This is a genomic window from Xanthomonas sp. NCPPB 2922, assembly GCF_041520885.1.
GTDB classification, from domain to species: domain Bacteria; phylum Pseudomonadota; class Gammaproteobacteria; order Xanthomonadales; family Xanthomonadaceae; genus Xanthomonas; species Xanthomonas campestris.
In genome coordinates, this window is record NZ_JBGOFY010000002.1 from 355,712 (window position 1) to 377,074 (window position 21,363).

The window sequence follows — 21,363 nt, forward strand, 5'->3', positions numbered from 1 at the left end:
TTAACACTTCGCCCAGTTCTATGGTTGGGTAGCGTTCATTTTTTGACTATCCCAAGGTGCGGGGAATTCCGCGCACCGCCACCCGGCCCATGGCGCCAGTAACCACAGGGGGATCGCATTGGCTGGAAGGCTTTTGCGGTGGTGGGGAATCGCTAAAAACCAGTCCACTTCAGGAGCAGGACGTCGATGAATCGGATTTATCGCAAGGTCTGGAACAAATCGTTGGGTGTGTGGGCCGTGGCATCGGAATTGGCCAGCGGCGACAGCCCGGGAAGCGTGGCATCGGCCGCGCTGATTGACCGCCGTCAGGGACTCTCCCTGGCCGCCGCGATCGCCCTGGCGCTGGGTAGCGCCGGCATCGCCATTCCCCTTTCCGCCAGTGCGCAGTCGGTCGAAGTTGGCCGCGGCGCGTCGGCGCCCGCCGCCCATGCCACCGCGATCGGTGCAGGCAGCAACGCCAGCGCCACCGGCGCGGTGGCCACCGGCGCCGATAGCAGCGCCAGTGGCGTCAACAGCAGCGCGATCGGCCGCCAGACCAACGCCATCGGCGAAAACGCAGTGGCCATCGGCTACAACAGTTTCGTGCGCCAGGCCGGCGAAAATGGGGTGGCACTCGGCGCCAATGCCGGCGTGACCGGCGCCAATTCGGTGGCACTGGGCGCCGGTTCGCGCACCCACGAAGATGACGTGGTGTCGGTCGGTAGCGGCAATGGCCGCGGCGGCCCGGCCACGCGCCGCATCACCAACGTGTCCGCCGGTGTCAACGCCAACGACGCGGTCAACGTGGCGCAGTTGCAGGCCGTGTCCGAGGTGGCCGAAGACACCGCCACGTTCTTCAAGGCACAGCCGGGTGACGACAGCATCGGCGCGTATGCCGATGGTGCTGGTGCGGTGGCTGCCGGCGATGCCGCCAACGCCTTCGGCAGCGGCGCGCTCGCCGTGGGCAGCGGCGCCAATGCACAGGCCGACAACGCCATCGCCGTGGGTGCCAACGCGCTTGCGGTGGGCCAGAACAGCGCCGCATTCGGCTACAACGCGCAGGCCAACGGGCCGGGCAGCGTGGCGGTGGGCGGAGCCGCTGTGGATGAAGACGGCAACCCGCTGATCACCAATGGCGGTGTGCCGGTTGACACCGGTGCCACCAGCGCCGGCGTGGGCGGCACCGCGGTGGGCGCCAGCGCCAGCGCCGATGGTTTCGCTGCCTCGTCGTATGGCGTGGGCGCTTACGCGGCCGGCGCGCAGTCGTCGGCATTCGGCGCGGTGTCCAACGCCACCGGCGACTACTCCACGGCCGTGGGCACGCAGACCAGCGCCAGCGGCACCAGCAGCACCGCCGTCGGCGGCCCGGTGGATCTGATTCCGGGGCTAGGGTTCTTCGTGCAGACCCAGGCCAGTGGCGAAGCCGCCACCGCGCTTGGCGCCGGCGCAATTGCCTCGGGCACCTACACCACGGCGGTCGGCACGCTCAGCGAAGCCTCGGGCACTGAAGCCACTGCAGTGGGTTACTTCGCCTATGCACCGGGCGAAGGTGCCACTGCCGTGGGTCCGGAGTCGTGGGCCAGCGGTGAACTCAGCACCGCGCTCGGGTATTACAGCACCGCTCGCGGTGCGAACTCGGTGGCCTTGGGCGCCAACTCGGTGGCCACGCGCGCCGATACGGTGTCGGTGGGCGCAACTGGTGCGGAGCGCCAGATCACCAGCGTCGCCGCCGGCACCGAAGGCACCGATGCGGTGAATCTCAACCAGCTCACCGCGGTGTCCGACGTTGCATCCGCCACTGCGCGTTCGTTTGTCGCCACCGGCGACGGCGCTGCGATTGCAGAAGGCGTCGACAGCGTTGCGGCCGGTTCCAACGCTGCAGCATTCAACGATTACAGCACCGCGCTGGGTTCCAGCAGCGTGGCATCGGCGCAGGGCGCAACCGCAGTTGGCAGTGGCGCCAATGCCACCACCGATAACGCCACGGCAGTCGGTTTCAACAGCACCGCAGTCGCGGAAAACACCACCGCGCTCGGCGGCAACAGCAGTGCCTCGGGTGATGGCAGCACCGCCGTGGGCGGTGCAACCCGGGCCACAGCCAGCGGCGCGACTGCGCTCGGTTACGAGAGCATCGCCAATGGCGCGGACTCCACTGCACTGGGCGTGGGTAGCGTGGCGTTCGGCGGCACCAGCACCGCTGTGGGTGGTGCAAGCGTGGCGTTCGGTACCGACAGCGCTGCTTTCGGTGCCAATGCCGCTGCAGGTGGCACTGCATCCACCGCGATCGGTGCAAACAGCAATGCCTTCGGCGAGCGCACCGTTGCACTGGGCGGTGCCAGCAATGCATCGGGCGACGAGAGCATTGCGCTCGGCGTGAGCAGCCTGGCCTCTGCGCTGGGCACCACGGCGGTCGGCAGCAACGCCAATGCCAGCATTGCCAATGCCACTGCGGTCGGTTTCAACAGCAGTGCCGGCGACGACTATGCCACCGCACTCGGCGGCGACAGCAACGCATCCGGCTATTTCAGCACCGCCGTGGGCGGCACCAGCATCGCCAATGGGCGTGGTGCAACGGCGATCGGTTACGAAAGCATCGGCAATGGAGCGGCATCGACCGCGCTGGGTTTTGCCAGTGTGGCGTGGGGTGAGGGTGGTACCGCCATCGGCACCGAAAGCGTGGCCTACGGTGACGACAGCACCGCGCTGGGCCCGAATGCGTATGCAGCCGACACTGGCTCGATTGCCGTTGGCACCTACGCAAACGCGTACGGCCCACGTGCGATTTCGCTCGGTGGCCAATCCAATGCGGCTGGCGATGAGAGTATCGCGCTGGGCTGGGAAGCGCAGGCTGAAGGCGACCAGGGCATTGCGCTGGGCGCGGGCAGCCAAGCCGATGCGTACTCCACGGCCATCGGCGGCTACGCCACCGCCAGTGGCGCCTCTGCCACGGCAGTGGGGAACAACAGCCGTGCCGTTGATGGCTACGCCACCGCGCTGGGTAGCGACAGCATGGCATCGGGAAATTTCAGCACGACCGTGGGCGGCGCCAGCGTCGCCAGTGGGCGCGGAGCAACGGCGATCGGTGCTGAAAGTGTGGCGCGGATGGATCGCGACACCGCGATCGGCACCGAAAGTGTGGCCGATGGTGGCGACAGCACGGCGTTGGGCGCAAATGCGCGGGCAAGCTATGATTCGTCAGTGGCGCTAGGCGCCAATGCGAACTCAAGCAACTACTATTCGGTCGCCCTTGGCACTTACGCCGTTGCGACGGGTGGAAGCGCCACGTCGATTGGCGGCCAGTCCTATGCGCCTGGTAACGAGAGCGTCGCCTTGGGCTGGCAATCCAACGCCTCGGGCACGCGGAGCGTCAGCCTCGGCAGCGGTGCGTATACGCCTGCCGACGACGGCGTTGCGTTGGGTGCAGGTTCGATCGCCGATCGCGACAACACGGTGTCGGTAGGTAGCGCGGGGAGCGAGCGGCAGATCACCAACGTGGCCGCCGGTACCGAAGGCACCGATGCGGTGAACCTGGACCAGCTCAACGCCGTGGCCGGCACTGCCGAGACCACCGCGCGTCTGTATGCGGGCACCGGTGACGGCACCGCGTTCGCACAGGGCGAAGACGCCACGGCTGCCGGCTCCAATGCCACCGCCGATGCCGACTACAGCAGCGCATTCGGCGCCAGCAGCCAGGCCACTGCGATCGGTGCGGTCGCCATCGGCAGCGGTGCCAGCGCCACGGCGCAGTACGCCAATGCGTCCGGCTACAACGCCGCTGCCAGCGGCTACGGCAGCGTGTCGACCGGCGCTTTCAGCCAGGCCAGCGGTGATTACGGCGTGGCCCTGGGCGGCGAAAGCGAAGCTTCCGGTGCGCAGAGCACGGCAGTGGGCGCAGCGGCAGGCGCGTCTGGTGATGGTGCATTTGCCGGTGGCGCCCTGAGCGTGGCCGAAGGCACCGAAAGCACCGCACTGGGCTATTTCGCCAGTGCCACGGGCGAGTCCGCCACGGCGGTCGGTGCAGAGAGCGTGGCCGATGGCACCAGCGCGGCCGCATTCGGATTTGGCGCCGAAGCCACCTCCAACTACTCCACCGCGTTGGGTGGCTATTCCACCGCCAGCGGTTTCAACAGCACCGCGCTGGGTAACTTCAGCACCGCCAGCGGCTCCAGCAGCGTGGCGGTCGGTGGCGATGCCACTGCCTCCGGTGCCTACAGCATCGCGGCCGGCCAGGCCAGCGTTGCCAGCGGCTACAACAGCGTGGCGGTGGGTGGCGCCTTGCTCGGCCTGTTGCCGACCGAGGCCTCCGGCGACTTTTCCACCGCGCTGGGCGGCGCGGCGTGGGCTCCGGGTTTGAGCAGCACCGCGCTGGGTAACTTCGCCGAATCCACCGGCGAAAGCAGCGTGGCGCTGGGTGCCGATTCGGTCGCCGATCGCGACTTTGCGGTGTCGGTGGGCAGTGCCGGCAACGAGCGCCAGATCACCAATGTCGCGGCCGGTACGCAAGGCACCGATGCGGTGAATCTGGACCAGCTCACCGCGGTGGCTGAAACCGCGCAGGGCACCAGCAAGTACTTCAAGGCCAGTGGCAGCGACGACAGCGATGCCGGTGCCTACATCGAAGGCGACAACGCGCTGGCCGCCGGTGAAGGTGCCAATGCCAGCAGCGATAACAGCACCGCCGTGGGTGCAGGGGCGCAGGCGGTTGCCGAGAACGCAACCGCACTCGGCATGGATGCGCTGGCCAGCGGCATCGGCGCTGCAGCGGTGGGTAACAACGCCCAGGCGCTGGGCGAAAACAGCAGCGCGGTGGGCAGCAACGCGCTGGCCAGCGATATCGGTGCCACCGCCAACGGTGCCGGCGCGCAGGCCATTTCGACCTACACCACCGCACTGGGTAGCGAAGCAGTGGCCTCGGACAACCAGGCCACGGCGGTCGGTTTCCGCAGCGCTGCGTCCAACGTGGGCAGTGCCGCCTTCGGTGGCTACAGCGAATCCAGCGGCCGCTTGTCGTCGGCACTGGGCTACGGCGCAGTGGCGTCCAGCGACTACAGCACCGCAGTGGGTGCCGCGTCGCTGGCCTCCGGCGCCAGCGCGGTGGCCGTGGGTGAATTCAGCGAAGCCACCGGCGATGAAAGCGTGGCCGTGGGCGGCAGCACGTTCTTCGGTTTCATCCCGGCACGTGCGTCGGGCACCGGTGCAGCGGCATTCGGTGCCGGCGCATGGGCCACGGCTGATTACACCACCGCGATCGGTTGGAATTCCTATGCCGACGGCGTCAACGCCAGTGCATTGGGCCAGAGCGCCGCCGCACTTGCGGATAACACGCTGGCGATCGGCGGCAACAGCCGCGCCGATGCGATTGGTGCAAGCGTGGTCGGCGTGGATGCGTCGGCCACCGGCATCAACAGCACCGGCGTCGGCCGCCAGGTCAACGTAATCGGCGAAAACGCGGTCTCGGTGGGCTACAACTCGTTCGTGCGCGAAAGCGCGGTCAACGGTGTTGCACTCGGTGCCAATGCCGGTGCCACCGGCGCCGATTCGGTGGCATTGGGCTCGGGCTCGCGCACTTACGAAGCCAATACGGTGTCGGTCGGTAGCGGCAATGGCCGCGGTGGCCCGGCAACGCGTCGGATCGTCAACGTCAGCGACGGCGAAGTCGCCACCGATGCGGTCAACAAGGGCCAGCTGGATGCATTGGCGGCCGATGTGCAGACCACCAGCGGCATGGTGCAGACCACCGGCGAGGGCGTGGCCCGTGCAACGGGCGATCGCGCTACCGCCGCCGGTGCTGGCGCCACCGCCAGCGGTGCACGCAGCGTGGCGGTAGCCGCAGGCAGCACTGCCTCGGCCACCGGCGCCAGCGCGATGGGTGTGGACAGCAGCGCCAGCGGCGTGAACAGCACGGCGATGGGGCGGCAGACCAACTCCATCGGCGAGAACGGCGTTGCGCTGGGTTACAACTCCTTTGTGCGCCAGAGCGGCGCCAACGCCGTCGCCCTCGGTGCCAATGCGGGTGCCAGCGGCGCCGATTCGGTGGCGTTGGGTTCCGGTTCGCGCACCTACGAAGCCAACGTGGTGTCGGTGGGCAGCGGCAACGGCCGCGGTGGCCCGGCGACGCGTCGCATCGTCAATGTGGGTGCCGGCGCGATTGCCGATGCCAGCACCGATGCGATCAACGGTGGCCAGTTCTTCCAGTCGCTCAGCAATACCGCCAGCTTCCTCGGCGGTGGTGCGGCGATCGGCGCACAAGGTGTGTTCGTTGCGCCGACCTACGTCATCCAGGGTGCCAGCTACAACAACGTCGGTGCCGCATTGACCGCGTTGGACAGCAAGGTCACCGAGCTGGATGCACGTGGCGGCACCGCAACGGCTACCGCTGCACGCACGGTTTCGCTGCGCACCGCAGCGGTTCCGGCGGTGGCTGCATCAGCGACGGCAGCGAGCAGCGATGTCACTGACAACAGCGCAAGCGTGCAGGGCACGCCGACCGCTGCGGTCGTTGGCACGGCCGCGCCGGCGGCCACCTCGACGGCAGTTGGCAACGCCGCTGTGGCCAACCACATCACTGGCACCGCGATCGGTGGCAGCGCGTATGCGCACGGCCCCAACGACACCGCGATTGGCAGCAATGCACGCGTCAATGCCGATGGCAGCACCGCAGTGGGTGCCAACACGCAGATTGCTGCGGTGGCGACCAATGCAGTGGCGATGGGCGAAGGCGCGCAGGTGAGTGCGGCCTCGGGCACGGCGATCGGGCAGGGTGCCCGCGCCGGTGCGCAGGGTGCGGTGGCACTCGGCCAGGGCTCGGTTGCCGACCGCGCCAACACGGTCTCGGTGGGCAGCGTGGGCGGTGAGCGTCAGGTGGCCAATGTGGCCGCCGGTACGCGCGCCACCGATGCGGTCAACAAGGGCCAGTTGGACAGCGGCGTGGCCGCAGCCAACAGCTACACCGACAGCCGCTACAGCGCGATGGCCGACAGCTTCGAAACCTATCAGGGCGATATCGAAGACCGCCTGCGCCGGCAGAACCGTCGCCTCGATCGTCAAGGTGCGATGGGCTCGGCGATGTTGAACATGTCCGCCAGCGTGGCCGGTATTGCCTCGCAAAACCGCATCGGTGCCGGTGTCGGTTTCCAGAACGGCGAGTCGGCGTTGTCGGTGGGTTATCAGCGGGCGATCAGCCCACGCGCCACGGTGACCATCGGTGGCGCATTGAGCGGCGACGACAGCTCGATCGGCGTAGGTGCCGGTTTCGGTTGGTAACGCACGGTTGAAAACAGCGACGGCGCCGTCGTGCGCCGTCGCGACAGAGCAAGGCCTGAGGGGGCGGGCGAGGACCGTGGCTTGGCCGGCCAACGGATTCGCAGGGAGTGATGGCCGTACTGACGCCTGATCCACGAAAAACTGAAGAGGACTTCACCGTGATCGACAAGAATTTCCGTCTCAACCCGCTGACTGGCGCCATCTTGATGATGGCCCTGGGTGCTTCGGGCACCCTCGTTGCTGCCCCCGCGTTGCAGGTCAAGGAACCGACCCAAGCCGCGCCGGCCGCCAGCGATTTCAGCAGCCGGTTGATCGTGCGTTACAAGGACGGCACGGCCGCCGCGAGCGATCGCAGCAGCAAGCTGGGCGTGGTGCAATCGGCCGTGGGTCGTGCCGCACCGGTGACCGGTGCGCGTGCTGGCGCCACCGCCGCCAAGGCGACCTATCTGCGCAAGCTTGGCATTGGCTCGGACCTGATCAAGCTGTCCGGCACGCTGACCGCCGCACAGGTGGACAAGGTGGTGGTCGAGCTGAAGAACGACCCGTCCGTGGCCGAGGTGCAGATCGACCGCATGCTGCGTCCGGTCGAGATCAAGAAGAGCGTTGCCGCGACCGACGTAACCCCGCAGCTGGTCCCCAACGACCCGCTGTATGCGCAGTACCAGTGGCACCTGAGCAACCCCAACGGCGGCATCAACGCGCCGGCCGCATGGGACCTCTCGCAAGGTGCCGGCGTGGTGGTGGCGGTGCTGGATACCGGCATCCTGCCGGGCCATCCGGACTTCGCCGGCAACCTGCTGCAGGGCTATGACTTCATCACCGACGCCGAAGTCTCGCGTCGCCCCACCGACGCCCGCGTCCCGGGCGCGCTGGACTACGGTGACTGGGAAGAGGCCGATAACGTCTGCTACGACGGGTCGGTGGCACAGGAAAGCTCCTGGCACGGCACCCATGTCTCGGGCACCGTGGCGGAGGCAACCAATAACAGTGTGGGCATGGCGGGCGTGGCGCCGAAGGCCACCATCCTGCCGGTGCGCGTGCTCGGCCGCTGCGGCGGCTACACCTCCGACATCGCCGATGCGATCGTGTGGGCCTCCGGCGGTACGGTCGATGGCGTCCCCGCCAACACCAACCCGGCCGAAGTGATCAACATGAGCCTGGGCGGCGGCGAGCCCTGCGATCCGGCCACCCAGGTCGCGATCAATGGCGCGGTGTCGCGCGGCACCACCGTGGTGGTGGCGGCCGGCAACAGCGGCGAAGATGCGGCCAACCATTCGCCGGCCAGCTGCAACAACACCATCACCGTCGGCGCCACCCGCATCACCGGCGGCATCACCTACTACTCCAACTACGGCAGCAAGGTGGACCTGTCCGGTCCCGGCGGCGGCGGCAGCGTGGACGGCAACCCGGGTGGTTACATCTGGCAGGCCGGCTACGACGGCGCCACCACCCCGACCTCCGGTAGCTATAGCTACATGGGTATGGGCGGCACCTCTATGGCGTCCCCGCACGTGGCCGGCGTCGTGGCCCTGGTGCAGAGCGCGTCGATCGGCCTGGGCGATGGCCCGCTGACCCCGGCGGCGATGGAAGCCCTGCTCAAGCAGACCAGCCGCCGCTTCCCGGTGACCCCGCCGACCAGCACCCCGATCGGTAGCGGCATCGTCGACGCCAAGGCCGCGCTGGAAGCGGTATTGGTGGAGCCCTGCGACCCGGACACCGAGACCTGCGCGCCGGCCGCCATTGCCCTGACCAACAAGGCGCCGCTGACCGGCCTGAGCGGTGAGTACAACAGCTCCACGTTGTATAGCTTCGAAGCCAAGGCCGGTGCGGTGCTGAGCTTCATGACCTACGGCGGCACCGGTAACGTGTCGGTCTACGTGAGCTTCGAAGCCGAACCCACCGCAACCGATTACGACGCCAAGTCCACCCGTCCGGGCAACAGCGAAACGGTGCGCTTCACCGCACCCAAGGCTGGTACCTACTACATCAAGCTGGTGGGTGCAGGCGACTACGCGAAGCTGACGCTCGTCGCGCGACAGTAATCGCTGCAATAGTGTGACCGAATGCCCCCGGCCAATCACCGGGGGCATTCGTTTTTCAGGGCCTTTCGCACTGGTGCGGTTGATCGTCGCGGCAAACTGCTACAGTCGGCGCCGGACTTGTGGAGACGAGTGTGAACGCGGTTGCCGTCGATCCAATTGAGCAGCGAAGTGCAGAAACGCGCATCGTCGAAGCACTGCTTGAACGCCGTCGTCTGAAGGACACCGACCTGCTGCGCGCGCGCCAGCTGCAGGCCGAATCCGGTATGGGCCTGTTGGCGCTGCTGGGCCGGTTGGGGCTGGTGTCCGAGCGCGATCACGCCGAGACCTGCGCCGAGGTGCTCGGCCTGCCGTTGGTGGATGCACGCCAGCTCGGCGACACCCCGCCGGAAATGCTGCCTGAGGTGCAGGGCCTGTCGCTGCGCTTTCTCAAGCAATTTCATCTGTGCCCGGTCGGCGAGCGCGATGGCCGGCTCGACCTGTGGATTGCCGATCCCTACGACGATTACGCGATCGATGCGGTGCGCCTGGCCACCGGCCTGCCGCTGCTGCTGCACGTGGGCCTGCGCTCGGAAATCGACGACCTAATCGAGCGCTGGTACGGGCAGGGCCGCAGTGCGATGGGCACGATCGTGGAAACCGCCGACGGCGATGCCAGCAGCACCGACGACATCGAAGCGCTACGCGATCTTGCCTCCGAAGCGCCGGTGATCCGCCTGGTGAATCTGGTGATCCAGCACGCGGTGGAGTTGCGCGCCTCGGACATCCATATCGAACCGTTCGAAAGCCGGCTCAAGGTGCGCTACCGCGTGGATGGCGTGCTGGTGGAAGGCGAAAGCCCGCCGGCCAAACTCACCGCCGCGGTGATCAGCCGCATCAAGATCATGGCCAAGCTCAATATCGCTGAGCGCCGGCTGCCGCAGGACGGCCGCATCATGCTGCGCGTGCAGGGCAAGGAGCTGGATCTGCGTGTCAGCACCGTGCCCACCGCGCATGGCGAGAGCGTGGTGATGCGCTTGCTCGATCGTGAAACGGTGGTCTTCGATTTCTACAAGCTCGGCTTTACCGAAGACTTCCTGCCGCAATTTCGCAAGGTGCTCGAACAACCGCACGGCATCATGCTGGTTACCGGGCCTACGGGTTCGGGCAAGACCACCACGCTGTACACCGCGCTGAGCCAGCTCAATACCTCCGACGTCAAGATCATCACCGTCGAAGACCCGGTGGAATACCAGATCGAAGGCATCAACCAGATCCAGGCCAAGCCGCAGATCGGGCTGGATTTCGCCAACGCGCTGCGCAGCATCGTGCGCCAGGATCCGGACATCATCATGATCGGCGAAATGCGCGATCTGGAAACCGCGCGCATCGCGATCCAGTCCGCGCTCACCGGCCACCTGGTGCTCTCCACACTGCACACCAACAACGCGGCCGGCGGCATCACCCGCCTGCTCGACATGGGCGTGGAAGACTATCTGCTGACCTCCACCATCAACGGCATCCTGGCCCAGCGCCTGGTGCGCAAACTCGACCTGGCCAACGCCGAACGCTATGCCGCATCGCCGGAAGAGATCGAACGCTTCGACCTGCGCCGGCTGCAGCCAGACGGCGAGATCTTCCTGTATCGCCCGCGTGCCACGGCAGCAGCGCCCACCGGTTACCTGGGCCGCACCACCATCGTCGAGTTCCTGGTGATGAACGACGAACTGCGCCGCGCGGTGATGCGCCGCGCCGGCATGGGCGAGATCGAGCAGCTGGCGCGCAAGTCCGGCATGCGCACCATGTACGAAGATGGCTTATCCAAGGCCCTGCGTGGCGAAACCACCATCGAAGAAATCCTGCGCGTCACGGAGGATGCGTGAGAGCAGCGAGTGCAGCAACGCGCGCAGGATGCGCGAGATCTAACGCGGATAACGCGGGCTTTCAGGCAGTCCCACGCATGCGCTGCAACGCAAAGGCGCCCGCACCCATCGCCCGCACCGCCGTGTTGTTCCCAAATCCCCACGACCAAGCGCTTCACCCCATTCCCCATTCCCCATTCCCCATTCCCGGCCTCCCAGCCTAATGCCCCTGTACCGCTACAAGGCGCTCGATGCGCACGGCGAAATGCTCGATGGTCAGATGGAAGCGGCCAACGATGCGGAGGTGGCGCTGCGTCTGCAGGAGCAAGGCCACCTGCCGGTGGAAACGCGTCTGGCCACCGGCGAAAACGGTTCGCCGTCGTTGCGCATGCTGTTGCGCAAGAAGCCGTTCGACAATGCCGCGCTGGTGCAGTTCACCCAGCAGCTGGCCACGCTGATCGGCGCCGGGCAACCGCTGGACCGCGCGCTGTCGATCCTGATGGATCTGCCCGAAGACGACAAAAGCCGCCGCGTCATCGCCGACATCCGCGACACCGTGCGCGGCGGCGCGCCGCTGTCGGTGGCGCTGGAACGCCAGCACGGGCTGTTCTCCAAGCTCTACATCAACATGGTGCGCGCGGGCGAAGCCGGCGGCAGCATGCAGGACACCCTGCAGCGCCTGGCCGACTACCTGGAACGCAGCCGTGCACTCAAGGGCAAGGTGATCAACGCGCTGATCTACCCGGCGATCCTGCTGGCGGTGGTCGGCTGCGCGCTGCTGTTTCTGCTTGGCTATGTGGTGCCGCAGTTCGCGCAGATGTACGAAAGCCTGGACGTAGCCCTGCCGTGGTTCACCCAGGCGGTGCTGAGCGTTGGCCTGTTGGTGCGCGATTGGTGGCTCGTGCTGGTGGTGATTCCTGGCGTGCTCGGTCTATGGCTGGATCGCAAGCGCCGCAATGCCGCGTTCCGTGCTGCGCTGGATGCCTGGCTGTTGCGCCAGAAAGTCATCGGCAGCCTGATCGCACGGCTGGAAACCGCGCGGCTCACGCGCACGCTGGGCACCTTGTTGCGCAACGGCGTGCCGCTGCTCGCAGCGATCGGCATCGCGCGCAACGTGATGTCCAATACCGCGTTGGTCGAAGATGTGGCCGCCGCGGCCGACGACGTCAAGAATGGGCATGGCCTGTCGATGTCGCTGGCGCGCGGCAAGCGATTCCCCCGGCTGGCGCTGCAGATGATCCAGGTGGGCGAGGAGTCGGGCGCACTGGATACCATGCTGCTCAAGACCGCCGACACCTTCGAGCTGGAAACTGCGCAGGCCATCGACCGCGCGCTGGCCGCGCTGGTGCCCCTGATCACCCTGGTGCTGGCCTCGGTGGTGGGGCTTGTCATCATTTCGGTGCTGGTACCGCTGTATGACCTCACCAATGCCATCGGTTGAGCGTGGTGGCCGTGTGCGGCGCGCAGCAGGCGTAGATGTGCGCCTGGCGATCGGCGTGCGCATCGCTGATGACGCGCTGGCTGCCGCTCCTCTGCGTGCAACTGGCGACATCGCTTCGCATGCTGCCGCGCGCTCCCGTGTACACGCACCACATTCACCACAACGTTTCGGTGACCGCATGACACCCATGCGGGAACCATTGCAGTGCCGGCCTTGTCATCTTCTGGCGGCAGCATCCTTCATCGACGTGCAAGGAAATCGTTCATGATCAAGCGTTCCATCACCCGCAGTCCGTCGCGCGCAGGCCAGGCCGGCATGAGCTTGCTGGAAATCATCATCGTCATCGTGCTGATTGGCGCGGTGCTCACCCTGGTCGGCAGCCGCGTGCTCGGTGGTGCCGATCGCGGCAAGGCGAACCTCGCCAAGTCGCAGATCCAGACCCTGGCCGGCAAGATCGAAAACTTCCAGCTCGACACCGGCAAATTGCCGACCAAGCTCGATGACCTGGTCACCCAGCCCGGCGGCAGCAGCGGTTGGCTGGGCCCGTACGCCAAGCCGGTCGAGCTCAACGACCCGTGGGGCCACACCATCGAATACCGCGTGCCCGGCGATGGCCAGGCCTTCGACCTGATCAGCCTGGGCAAGGATGGCCGCCCCGGCGGCAGCAGCTACGACTCGGACATCAAGTACCAGTAAGCCGCAGCCCATGCGCATTGCGCGTCTGCCGTTGCTGTCCCCGCACCGCGCTGCGCCCGTTGTGCGCAGGCAGCTGCGTGGCAGCTCGTTGCTGGAGATGCTGCTGGTCATCGCGCTGATCGCTCTGGCCGGTGTGCTGGCCGCCGCCGCGCTCACCGGCGGCATCGACGGCATGCGTCTGCGCAGCGCCGGCAAGGCCATCGCCGCGCAACTGCGCTACACGCGCACCCAGGCCATCGCCACCGGCACGCCGCAGCGCTTTCTGATCGACCCCCAGCAGCGGCGTTGGGAAGCGCCCGGCGGCCATCACGGCGACCTGCCCGCGGCCCTGGAGGTGCGCTTCACCGGCGCGCGGCAGGTGCAATCGCGCCAGGACCAGGGCGCCATCCAGTTCTTCGCCGATGGCGCCTCCACCGGCGGGCGCATCGACCTGACCATCAAGGATGCGCGCTGGCGCGTGGACGTGGGCTGGATCACCGGCGAGGTGCGTTCCGGCCCGCTGCGGACGCCAGCGCCATGAAGCATCAGCGCGGCTATTCGTTGATCGAAGTGATCGTGGCCTTTGCGTTGCTCGCCTTGGCGCTGACGCTGTTGCTGGGCTCCTTGTCCGGTGCGGCGCGGCAGGTGCGTGGGGCCGATGAAAGCACCCGCGCCACCTTGCATGCACAGTCGTTGCTGGCCGTGCAGGGCATGGAAAAACCGCTGGTGTCGGGGCAGCAGCAAGGCAGCCTGGAAGACGGGCATTTTCGCTGGTCGCTGGATGTGCGCCCCTACGACGAACTGCGTTGCAATGCGCAGGCGCCGGTAGACCCGAGCGCCCCCACGCTGCTGCAGCTCACCTTGGTGGTGCGGTGGGGCGAGCAACCCAACCAGCGCTTGTTATGGCGCACGTTGCGACTGGTGACGGCCACCGCACAGGGCAACCCCGCGTGATGCGTCCGCGCGCTGCCGGGTTCACCCTGATCGAAGTGCTGCTGGCCACGATGCTGCTGGTCGGCGGGCTGGCGCTGGCCTTTGCCACGTTGCGCTCGGCCAGCGCGATCAGCCAGCGCGGCGAAGCCATTGCGCAACGCAGCGAACGCACGCGCGCGGTAGAAGAATTCCTGCGTCGCCGGTTGTCCGCGGCGTTGCCGATCGCGATGGGCATCGATACGCAAAGCCAGCAACCGATGCTGTTCGTCGGCGAGCCGCAGCGTATGCGGTTTGCCGCCGATGTGCCGGATTATCTGGGCCGCGGCGGGCCGTATCTGCATGACGTGTCGGTGGTTGGCGATGGGGAGCAGCGCACGCTCACCATTGCGCTGACCATGTTGCAATCGGGTAAGGAGATCGAAGAAGGCAACGCCTTGCCGGCTGAAACGCTGGCCGATGATGTGCAGCAGGTGAACTTTCGCTATCGCGGGCTTGATCCACAAAGCGGTGCGCTGAGCGGGTGGCTGCCGCAATGGGAATGGCACGATCGCCTGCCCTTGCTGGTGCGCATCGACATCCGCAGCGGCGGCGCGGCCTGGCCCCCGGTGGTGGTGGCGCTGCCGCAGTCCGGTGGCGGTGGAGCGCTGGCGCAATGAAAACAATGCGCGGTGCAGCGCTGGTGCTGGTGTTGTGGTTGATCGCCTTGCTCACCGCGATGATCGGCGCGTTTGCATTGACCGCGCGTGTGGAAGCGCTGCAGGGGTCCATGCTGCGCAACGGCGGCCAGGCACAGGAATACGCACGCGCCGGCATGGAATACGCGCTGTCGCGCTTGAGCAGTGGCGAGCCGCAAGCGCGCTGGCGCCCGGACGGGCGCCGCTATCGGTGGCAGATGGACGATGCCAACGTGGAGATCCGCATCATCGACGAGAGCGGCAAGGTGGATCTGAACATGGCCGAGCCAACGCTGCTCGCCGGGCTGGTGCGCGCAGTGGGTGGCGAAGCCGGGCGCGATGTGCGCCTGGCTGGCGCAATCGTGGATTGGCGCGATGGCGACACGCTCACGCAGCCGGGCGGTGGTGCGGAAGACCGCGACTACGCCGATGCCGGGCTGCCGTATGGCGCCAAGGATGGTCCGTTCGAAACGCTGGGCGAATTGCGCCTGGTGCTGGGCATGGACGCAGAGCTGTACCGCAAGCTGTTGCCGCATGTCACCTTGTACAGCGGCCGTTCGCGCCCGGAAGCGCGCTTTGCCACCGGCCCGGTGCTCACCGCCATGGGCCTGGATGCGCAGCAACTGCTGGCGCAGCGTGACGCGCCGCTGGGTTTGCCAGGCAGCGACGCGACGCTTGGTGGGACAGACACTTATAGTATCGAGAGCCGGGCACGCCTGAGTCAGGGACGCGAGGCCGTGCTGCGTGCGGTCGTGCGCACCGGTGCGTCGGCCCTGCCCGGGTCCGCCTACACCGTTTTGCGTTGGGAAGAGGGAGCAGCAGTGCAATGACCGCGTGGCGGGATACCTTGGGACGCATTGGCGTTCGCGCCATGCCCGGCGCGGGCGGCTTCTGGCGTTGGTGGCAGCAATCGTTGCTGGCGTGGTTGCCGCAGCGCTGGCAGTGGCAGCTTGGCCTGTCGCAGTCACGGCTGTTGCTGCAGCTGGATGGCGAGGCGCTGCAGTTGCTGCGTCAGCGCGACCAGACCAGCGACACCGTCGCCAGCCTGCCGTGGCCGGTGCAACCGCAGGAGGTGAACGCGCTGCTGCCCACCGCGCTGGAAGGCTTGCCGCAGCATTGGCTGCTGCCGGCCAGCCATGCGCTGCGCCGCCCGTTGCGGCTGCCCGCCGCCGCTGCCGCACGCCTGCAGGACGTGGCGCGCTTCGAGATCGACCGGCAGACCCCGTTCACTGCCGACCAGGTGTACTTCGATGCACGCGTGCTCGACGTGCGCGAAGACGGCCAGCTCGACGCCGAACTGGTAGTGGTGCCGCGGCGCATGATCGACGGCCCGGCCGGCGTGCCCGAGGCCTGGAGCAACGCGTTGTCCGGGATCGACGTGGCCGATGCGCGCGGCGCGCCGTTGGGCGTGAACCTGCTGCCGCCGGCACGCCGCCTACGCCGCAGCGACCCGATGCAGCGCTGGAATCTGTTGCTCGCCGTGGCCGCACTGGTGTTGCTCGCGGTGGCCGGCTGGCTGCTGCTGGACAACCGCCGCCAGGCCGCCGACGACCTGCGTGCCAAGGTGCAGGCCAATGCCGGGCGCGCGCGCCAGGTGGCCGCCGAGCGCCAGCAGTTGCTGGAACTGGTGGAGGGCGCAGCGTTCTTCCAGGAGCAACGTGCCACGCGTCCGACTTCGGTGGAAATCTGGGACGAATTGAGCCGCCGCCTGCCCAGCGGCACCTATCTGGAAAAGTTTTCGGTCGAGGGCGGGCAATTGCAGTTGATCGGCTTGAGCAAGGAGGCCTCCTCGCTGGTGCGCCGTCTGGAAGGTTCGCCGTTGTGGCGCACGCCATCGCTGACCGGCGTGCTGCAGAGCGATGCCGGCCGCAACGTGGACCGCTTCACCATCACCGCCGAATTGGCCGGTCCCGATGCCAAGGAGGCCGCCGATGCCGCGCAGCGTTAAACGCGATCGCTGGATCGCCTTGGGCCTGTTGCTGCTGGTGATGGGCGTGGCATATCTGGTGTTGGTGCACCCGTGGTTCACCCAGCCGATGCTCGCCGTGCAGGACGACCTGCAATCGCTGCGCGAGCGCGAATTGCGCGTGCGCGTGCAGTTGCAACAGGCCCCGCAGGTGAGCCAGCGCCTGCAGCAGGCCAGGCAGACGCTGCAAAGCCGCCCCGGCTTCTTGCCGGAGAGTTCCGCCGAGCTGGCCTCGGCCGGGCTGGTGCAGCGGCTGGAACGTGCCGTGGTCGACGCCAGCCCGGGCAACCGTAGCTGCGCGATCAGCAACCGCTCGCCGCTGCAGCCGGAAACCAAGCGCTTCACCCGCGTGGCGGTGCAGGTGCGCCTGCGCTGCGGCACGCCGGAACTGGCCTCGGTGTTGTACAGCCTGGAAAACGGCACGCCGCGCCTGTTCGTGGACAACCTCAACGTGATGGCGCAGCGCTACCAGCTCTCGCCCAACGAAAGCGGCAACGGCCTGGATATCGCCTTCGAACTGGCCGGCTACCTGCGGCCGGGCAGCAATGCCGGCCCGGTGAACACCGGCGCCGCGCCTGCCGCCGGGGAGGCCAGCAATGCGCCTTGAGATGATTGGCCTGCGCACCTGGTTGCTGGCCACCGTGGTTGGCTGGGCGTTGCTGGTCTGCGTGCTGGCCGTGGCCGGCCTGGGCAAGCGGGTGGAATTGCTGCCTGATGACCCGGCCCTGGTGCAGCGCCTGCCGGCGTTGCCGGCACCGGCCCCTGAGCGGCTGGGGCCGTTCGAAAAATACGCCGAGATCGCCGCGCATCCGGCGTTTGCCGAAGATCGCCTGCCGCACCCGTTCTTCCTGTCCGGCAACGACGGCAGCGGCGCCGCCTCCACGGTGCGCCTGACCGGCGTGCTGCTGACCTCCACCTTCAAGATGGCCACGCTGACGCTGGATCCGGCCGATTCGGTGCGGGTGCAGCTGGGCGGCGATGCGGTGAAGGGATACCGGTTGCTGGCCCTGCAGCCGCGCAGTGCAACCATCGAAGGCCCGGGCGGCACCCAGACCCTGGAGCTGCAGGTGTTCAACGGCCAGGGCGGGCAGCCGCCAACCGCCATCGGGGGTCGCCCGCAGGCGCCCGGTGCCGTCCCGCCGTTGCCGCCGAATGTTCCGCCGGCACCCGCTACCCCCGCGCCGCCGCCGGCCGAGGTGCCGCAGCAGCAGCCCGGTGGCCAGGCGCCGCCGACGGTGCCGCCGCAGCGCAGCGATGGCGCCCAGGAAGCACCACGCCCCTCCGATGAGCAGATGCGCGCCATCCGTGAACGTATCGAAGCCCGACGCCGCCAGCTGCAACAGCAGCGCCAGGGCGGCTCCACCCCCGGTCAGACCCAATGAGTGAACGCATGACGCCGCGCCTGTTTCCCGTGTCCCTGCTGATTGGCCTGCTGGCCGGTTGCGCCACCACTCCGCCACCGGACGTGCGCCGCGACGCGCGCCTGGATCCGCAAGTCGGCGCCGCCGGCGCCACCCAGACCACCGCCGAACAACGCGCCGACGGCAACGCCAGCGCCAAGCCGACCCCGGTGATCCGGCGCGGCAGCGGCACCATGATCAACCAGAGCGCCGCCGCCGCCCCATCGCCCACCCTGGGCATGGCCAGCAGCGGCAGTGCCACCTTCAACTTCGAAGGCGAATCGGTGCAGGCCGTGGTCAAGGCGATCCTGGGCGACATGCTGGGGCAGAACTACGTCATCGCCCCGGGCGTGCAGGGCACCGTCACCCTGGCCACGCCCAACCCGGTGTCTCCCGCGCAGGCGCTGAACCTGCTGGAGATGGTGCTGGGCTGGAACAACGCGCGCATGGTGTTCAGCGGTGGCCGTTACAACATCGTGCCGGCCGACCAGGCGCTGGCCGGCACCGTCGCGCCCAGCACGGCCTCGCCATCGGCTGCGCGCGGCTTCGAGGTGCGCGTGGTGCCGCTGAAGTACATCTCCGCCAGCGAAATGAAGAAGGTGCTGGAGCCGTACGCGCGACCGAACGCGATCGTCGGTACCGATGCCTCGCGCAACGTGATCACCCTGGGCGGCACCCGCGCCGAGTTGGAAAACTACCTGCGCACCGTGCAGATCTTCGACGTGGATTGGTTGTCGGGCATGTCGGTGGGCGTGTTCCCGATCCAGTCCGGCAAGGCCGAAAAGGTCAGTGCCGATCTGGAAAAGGTCTTCGGCGAACAGAGCAAGACCCCCAGTGCCGGCATGTTCCGTTTCATGCCGCTGGAAAACGCCAACGCGGTGCTGGTGATCACCCCGCAGCCGCGCTATCTGGACCAGATCCAGCAGTGGCTGGACCGCATCGACAGCGCCGGTGGCGGCGTGCGCCTGTTTTCGTATGAGCTGAAATACATCAAGGCCAAGGACCTGGCCGATCGCCTGTCGGAAGTGTTCGGCGGCGGGCGTGGCCAGGGGGGCGATTCCAACGCCTCGCTGGCACCGGGCTCGGAAACCAGCGTGCTGGGCGGGGCGCTGGGCAATCGCGACAGCAGCATGGGCGGCAGCTCCGGCATGACCGGTGGCAGCATTGGCGAAAACGGCGACAGCAGCGGTGGAGGCGGCAGCTTCGGCGGCAGCAGCGGCAGCGGCGGCGTCGGTGGTGGCAGCAGTGGCAGTAGCGGTGGCCTGGGCAACGGCAGCCTGCAACTGTCGCCGCGCAGCAACGGCAATGGTGCGGTCACGCTGGAAGTGGAAGGCGACAAGGTCGGCGTTTCTGCGGTCGCCGAAACCAACACCTTGCTGGTGCGCGCCACCCCGCAATCGTGGAGCTCGATCCGCGACGTCATCGAAAAGCTCGATGTGATGCCGATGCAGGTGCATATCGAAGCGCAGGTGGCTGAGGTGAATTTGACTGGCCAGCTGCAGTACGGTGTGAACTGGTACTTCGAAAATGCGGTGACAACTCCGTTCAACGCCAACGGTAATGGTGGCGGTCCTGCACTGCCATCGGCTGCGGGCCGCAATATCTGGGGCGACATCGCAGGAAGCATCACCAACAACGGTGTGGGTTGGACATTCCTTGGGAAAAATGCGGCTGCGGTCATCAGCGCGCTTGATCAGGTCACCAATATCCGCCTGCTGCAGACGCCATCTGTCTTTGTGCGCAACAACGCCGAAGCCACGCTCAACGTGGGTTCGCGTATTCCGATCAATTCCACATCGATCAACACTGGGCTGGGCAGCGACAGCAGCTTCTCGTCGGTGCAATACATCGATACCGGTGTGATCCTGAAAGTGCGTCCGCGCGTCACCAAAGACGGTATGGTGTTCCTGGACATCGTGCAGGAAATCAGCACGCCTGGTGCACGGCCCGCAGCATGTACGGCGGCAACCACCACGACCGTCAACAGCGCTGCCTGTAACGTCGACATCAATACGCGCCGTGTCAAAACCGAAGCTGCGGTGCAGAGTGGCGACACCATGATGCTGGCTGGCCTGATCGATGACAGCACCAGCGACGGAAGTTCGGGAGTTCCGTTCCTCAGCAAGTTGCCGGTGGTCGGTGCTTTGTTTGGACAGAAGACTCGGGACACGACCCGCCGCGAAGTCATCGTGCTGATCACTCCATCGATCGTGCGCAACCCGCAGGAAGCGCGCAATCTCACCGACGAATACGGTCAGAAGTTCAAGGTGATGGAGCCGCTGAAACCCAGCCAGAAGCCGCAATGAGTGCGGCGTTGCCTGTCGTACTGGTGCCGGTCGGCACCGACGACGAGGCGCTGGATGCGTGTCTTGGTGCTTTGGATGCCGCCACGCCTGCAGGCACGCGGGTGTGGCTGGCCGACGACGCGCAGGCCGGCCCACGCGGCCGCGCGGTGATCGAACACTGGCTGGCGCGCACGCAGCTGCAGGCGCACCACAACCGCCGCCAGCGCATGCTGGGCGAGGTGGCGCATCTGGATGAAATGCTCGCTGCCTGTGGCGAGGCCGACGTGGTGGTGCTCGGCATCGATGCGCGCCCATTGCCGGGCTGGCTGCGGCAACTGCAGGCCTGTTTTGCGCGCGATGCCGCGATTGCCACCGCCACCCCGTGGAGCAATGCCGGCGAGGCCTGTGCCTGGCCACGGCTGGGCGAAATCAATCCACTGCCGGAGGCCCCCGAACGCCTGGCTGCCGCCTGCGCGGCGATGCCGCCGCTGCATCCGGAACTGCCGTCGGCCGCCGGCCATGCAGTGCTGTTGCGCGGCAGCGCACGTCGCAAGGCCGGCGGGCTGGATGCCAGCAGTTATGGCTCGTGGTACGCCGCGCTGACGGACCTGAGCCTGCGCATGGCCGGGTTGGGCTGGCGCAACGTGCTGTGTGACACCGCGTTCGTCGCGTCCCCGCACGAAGGCCGCCCGGCCGATGGCGACATGGACGCACTGGCCACGCGGTGGCCCGCCTGGCATGCGCGCCTGGCCAACTTCCTGATGCACGACCCGCTGCGTGCGCAGCGCGAGCAGCTGACGCACCTGCTGGCCGACCTGCCGCCGCCGGACCCACAGCGCACCTTGTTCGACGCGTAGCTCGATCGCG

Annotated in this window: 14 protein-coding genes; all 14 read left to right on the top strand. The window is 67.4% G+C overall.

What is annotated here, in order from left to right; genetic code table 11:
- Positions 1 to 186: 186 nt before the first annotated feature.
- Positions 187 to 7,242, top strand: coding sequence for an ESPR-type extended signal peptide-containing protein (locus ACD584_RS04150; protein WP_076036433.1), 7,056 nt, complete (start codon positions 187 to 189; stop codon positions 7,240 to 7,242).
- 158 nt (positions 7,243 to 7,400) lie between these two features.
- Complete coding sequence (locus tag ACD584_RS04155; RefSeq protein WP_076037789.1) at positions 7,401 to 9,284, top strand: S8 family peptidase; 1,884 nt, start codon at positions 7,401 to 7,403, stop codon at positions 9,282 to 9,284.
- A 131-nt stretch (positions 9,285 to 9,415) separates the two neighbouring features.
- Positions 9,416 to 11,143 carry a type II secretion system ATPase GspE gene (gene gspE, locus ACD584_RS04160; protein ID WP_175611578.1) on the top strand — a complete coding sequence of 576 codons (1,728 nt, stop codon included), beginning with the start codon at positions 9,416 to 9,418 and terminating at the stop codon, positions 11,141 to 11,143.
- 202 nt (positions 11,144 to 11,345) lie between these two features.
- Positions 11,346 to 12,563, top strand: a complete 1,218-nt coding sequence (locus ACD584_RS04165) for a type II secretion system F family protein (RefSeq protein ID WP_011035901.1) — start codon at positions 11,346 to 11,348, stop codon at positions 12,561 to 12,563.
- Positions 12,564 to 12,827: 264 nt separating this feature from the next.
- Positions 12,828 to 13,259 carry a type II secretion system major pseudopilin GspG gene (gene gspG, locus ACD584_RS04170; protein WP_070691814.1) on the top strand — a complete coding sequence of 144 codons (432 nt, stop codon included), beginning with the start codon at positions 12,828 to 12,830 and terminating at the stop codon, positions 13,257 to 13,259.
- A 10-nt stretch (positions 13,260 to 13,269) separates the two neighbouring features.
- Positions 13,270 to 13,779, top strand: coding sequence for a GspH/FimT family pseudopilin (locus tag ACD584_RS04175; protein ID WP_076036431.1), 510 nt, complete (start codon positions 13,270 to 13,272; stop codon positions 13,777 to 13,779).
- Positions 13,776 to 14,192, top strand: a complete 417-nt coding sequence (locus ACD584_RS04180) for a prepilin-type N-terminal cleavage/methylation domain-containing protein (protein WP_076036430.1) — start codon at positions 13,776 to 13,778, stop codon at positions 14,190 to 14,192. The genes ACD584_RS04175 and ACD584_RS04180 overlap by 4 nt, the downstream gene beginning before the upstream one ends.
- Positions 14,189 to 14,827: a type II secretion system protein J gene (locus ACD584_RS04185; RefSeq protein ID WP_076036429.1), complete on the top strand. Its 639-nt coding sequence runs from the start codon at positions 14,189 to 14,191 to the stop codon at positions 14,825 to 14,827. Before ACD584_RS04180 ends, ACD584_RS04185 begins: the two co-directional genes overlap by 4 nt.
- Entirely contained in the window at positions 14,824 to 15,675 is an 852-nt protein-coding gene (locus tag ACD584_RS04190; protein WP_076036428.1) for a general secretion pathway protein GspK, read from the top strand. Before ACD584_RS04185 ends, ACD584_RS04190 begins: the two co-directional genes overlap by 4 nt.
- On the top strand, positions 15,672 to 16,793 hold the full coding sequence (locus ACD584_RS04195; protein ID WP_076036427.1) for a PilN domain-containing protein: 1,122 nt from the start codon (positions 15,672 to 15,674) through the stop codon (positions 16,791 to 16,793). The genes ACD584_RS04190 and ACD584_RS04195 overlap by 4 nt, the downstream gene beginning before the upstream one ends.
- Positions 16,777 to 17,418: a type II secretion system protein GspM gene (gspM, locus tag ACD584_RS04200; RefSeq protein ID WP_011035908.1), complete on the top strand. Its 642-nt coding sequence runs from the start codon at positions 16,777 to 16,779 to the stop codon at positions 17,416 to 17,418. Before ACD584_RS04195 ends, gspM begins: the two co-directional genes overlap by 17 nt.
- Positions 17,408 to 18,193, top strand: coding sequence for a type II secretion system protein XpsN (gene xpsN, locus ACD584_RS04205; RefSeq protein ID WP_011035909.1), 786 nt, complete (start codon positions 17,408 to 17,410; stop codon positions 18,191 to 18,193). The genes gspM and xpsN overlap by 11 nt, the downstream gene beginning before the upstream one ends.
- A complete protein-coding gene (gene gspD, locus ACD584_RS04210) occupies positions 18,190 to 20,517 on the top strand; it encodes a type II secretion system secretin GspD (RefSeq protein ID WP_076036426.1) in 2,328 nt (775 codons plus the stop codon). The genes xpsN and gspD overlap by 4 nt, the downstream gene beginning before the upstream one ends.
- Complete coding sequence (locus ACD584_RS04215) at positions 20,514 to 21,353, top strand: glycosyltransferase family 2 protein (protein WP_076036425.1); 840 nt, start codon at positions 20,514 to 20,516, stop codon at positions 21,351 to 21,353. The genes gspD and ACD584_RS04215 overlap by 4 nt, the downstream gene beginning before the upstream one ends.
- Positions 21,354 to 21,363 lie beyond the last annotated feature (10 nt).